We start from the raw sequence: 2,039 nt of genomic DNA on the forward strand, positions 1-2,039 counted from the left end.
TAATTACTACTATTATACATTTTTATTTATTTAAATTTAAAGAAAAAGTTTGATATATGAATTAATTAGTAATGGGTTGAAAGAATTTACTATATTTTTTTTGTTTAATTCTTTCTTGGGCTTTAGCGTAGTTTGGAGATTTTTGTTTTAATTCTTCTTTTCTTGCATCTATTTCTACGTTTTTGCGGTCTAGTTCTTCTGTTAGGTCATTTTTATCTTGGTATAATTTGTCAACGTCTAGAACTTCTTTTCTTTTTTTATCTAATTCGTCGACAATTTTTTGAAATTCATCAATACGAAATAGTCTTTTACTTTTTATAGATTCTTTTAAGTCATTTGATTCTTCTATTTGTTTAGTTATTTCATTTTGATCTTTTTGGGCCTTATATTGTAATAGTTTCCCTTCGGAATCTTTATAATCATGTTTGGCTTCTTCGATTTCTTTTTCTATTCTTTTAGTAATAGTGTCGTATGTTTCTTTGCTCATCATTTTAGGAGTTCCATCTTCGTTTTGCATTAATTGTTGCGCTAAGTGGACTGCGCGGTGAGCTTCGTGAACGATTAATCCGCCTTTCGCGATAGTTCCAGCAGCTTTTTTAGTTATTCCGCCACCTACTGCTCTTAACATACCTCGCCCACCAAAAGCATCCATATATAATTCAGCCCCTTGAAAAATAGCGTCACGAAGGTTACCAAAACTAAATTCATGTTTTTTATCCCAAGCGGTTAAATTTTGTCTTGCGGCGTCGGCTGCTTCTCTCATTGTTTCTAATCCTTTTATTTTTGTTTGGATTGAGGCTTGTTTTTCTTTTATTTCGTCGATTTCTTCTTTAATTTTATCCTTAATGGATTGTTCGGTTTTAATTTTGTTAAAAATGGATTTTTCGTCTTGAGATAATTTTGCGTAATCTTTTTCTAAATCTTTTTTATAGTTTTCGGCACGTGATAACATGCCTTCGTACATTGTTTGGTCGGATTCTAATTTACCGATTTGGACTTTGATTTTTCCTATTTGTCCGACTAATTCGCTTCTTTCGGTTTGTAATTTTGAGATTTCAGCTTTTAATCTAATTTTGTCATCAGAGGAGGATAGTTTTTCTTCTTCTTGTTTAGTTTTAATATCTTTTTCTTTGTTGGCCAACGCTTCCTCTTTTTCTTTGAGTTGAGCTTTTAAAGTGGCGATATTAGCTTCTGTTTCTTGTTTTTTCTTTTTGATTTCTTTAATTTTATCTTCGTTTTTATCTAATGCTTCTTTAATTTTTGCTTTTTGTTCTTGGGTTATTTCTTGGGCTTCGTGAAGTCTTTTTAATTCGGCTTCAACTTTCGTTAATTCTTTTTCCCAGTTTTCTTTTAGTCCTTCGTAGTTGTTAATAACTTCGTCGTATTCGCCGATGGCTTTGGTGATTTCGTTTACTAATTGACCTGCGTATTTACTAGATGGTTCTTTTGGTTTTTTAAAGAAGCATAGGTAAATGAAGCTTAAAATACCGATAATAATTAAAAAATAAGTTAAATAGCCTTTTCATGTTGTTGTATTGTTTGTTTGATTGGTGGAAAGTTTTCTTTTAAAGAAAAGGACGATTCCAAAGATGGCGGAAGCCATTAAAAACCAAGTGAAATAAGATTTAAAGGTTAGATAAGTTTTAATTAAGTCTAAAGGAGTTTTCATAATTATTTACCTCCTTTCTTTTTAATTTCTCGTTCGATAGTGTTTAAGATAATCTCATCTTGTGAGATTATCATTTTATAAGCTTGTTTTAAGTCTTCTTGATTGATTTCGTTTCTTCTAGTTTCGCCAGTTCCTCGGTTTTTAGCGAAGGTTGCTACTGTTGTTTTTAAGAGGTTTTCTAAAGTACGGTTGGCTTTTTTGAATTCTTGATCAGTCGGTAATCTTTCTAAGGATTCATTGATAATTTCGTATAAATATTGTTTGGTTTCTTCACTGTAAGGATTTTTTCTTTTGTTAATTAAGAATTCTAAGAAGGCTTTTCTTTCTTCTTTATTGCCTGGTTTAACTTCAATATTATAAGTGAATCTTG

The 2,039-nt window shown here is 30.8% G+C and carries 2 protein-coding genes and 1 pseudogene; all 3 read right to left on the minus strand.

Annotation, left to right across the window (positions count from 1 at the left end; all coding sequences use genetic code 11):
* Positions 1-61: 61 nt before the first annotated feature.
* Positions 62-1,141 (minus strand): hypothetical protein, encoded by a 1,080-nt coding sequence (locus ON17_RS01520; protein WP_017191742.1) that lies wholly within the window; start codon positions 1,139-1,141, stop codon positions 62-64.
* Between the two features lie 381 nt (positions 1,142-1,522).
* Positions 1,523-1,669, minus strand: coding sequence for a hypothetical protein (locus ON17_RS03880; RefSeq protein WP_017191744.1), 147 nt, complete (start codon positions 1,667-1,669; stop codon positions 1,523-1,525).
* Positions 1,670-1,671: 2 nt separating this feature from the next.
* Positions 1,672-2,039: pseudogene (locus ON17_RS01525) on the minus strand (hypothetical protein); the annotation flags it as partial.

Source organism: Poinsettia branch-inducing phytoplasma str. JR1, assembly GCF_000309465.1.
GTDB classification, from domain to species: Bacteria; Bacillota_I; Bacilli_A; order Acholeplasmatales; family Acholeplasmataceae; genus Phytoplasma; species Phytoplasma pruni.